The following is an 838-nucleotide window of genomic DNA, read 5'->3' on the forward strand; positions in this document are numbered from 1 at the left end:
CCGAGGCGCCCGACGACCGGCCCCCGGAGCGGCCCGGCGCCGCGCGGCCGCCCTTCGAGGTCCCCGACGGCTACCCGCTGGCCGGCTACCGCGCCGGCGCCTTCCTCGGCGCCGGCGCCTGGGGCAGCGTCTACGCCGCCGAGGGCCCGGACGGAACCCCGGTCGCCGTCAAGATCCTCGGCCCGGCCCGCTCCAGCCCCGGCCAGCGCCGCACCATGGCCCAGATGGCCGCCGGCGAGCTGCGCTTCAGCCGCCGCGCCGACCACCCCCACCTGATCCGCACCCTCGCCGTGGTCACCGTCGACGACCCCGGCCACCCCGAACTGGACGGCGCCGTCGCCCTGGTGATGGAACGCGCCGCCCACAGCCTCCAGGACCTCCTCGCCACCGCCCGCCCGGGCACGCCGCTGCCCGGCGCCGAACGCATCCTCACCGAGGTCTGCGCCGGGCTGACCCACATGCACCGGGCCGGCTGGGTGCACGGGGACCTCAAACCGGCCAACATCCTGCTGATGCCCGACGGCACCGCCAAGATCGCCGACTTCGGCCTGACCGCCGAGCTGGAGGGCACCCACGCCTACGCCCCGCCGCTCGGTTCGCCCGACCACGTCCCGCCCGAGTGGTGGTCCCAGCGCACCGGCGCGCGCGGGGTCGCCGTGCGCCCCAGCGCCGACGTCTGGGCCTTCGGGGTGATCGCCCACCAGCTGCTCACCGGCGGACTGCACCCCTTTCTCGGCGCCACCGCCCGGGCCCGCTCGCTGGCCGCCCAGTCGTACGCGCGCGGCGCCGCGCCGCTGCGGCTGGACCAGGCGCTGCCGGTCCGCTGGCGGCCGGTGGT

Annotated in this window: 1 protein-coding gene; it reads left to right on the plus strand. The window is 78.2% G+C overall.

From position 1 onward, the window contains the following. Nucleotides 1-838: serine/threonine-protein kinase (locus tag BG452_RS35765; RefSeq protein ID WP_262986092.1), on the plus strand; the 838-nt coding region annotated here is incomplete at both ends.

This window comes from Streptomyces sp. CBMA123, assembly GCF_014596465.1.
Taxonomy (GTDB): Bacteria; Actinomycetota; Actinomycetes; order Streptomycetales; family Streptomycetaceae; genus Kitasatospora.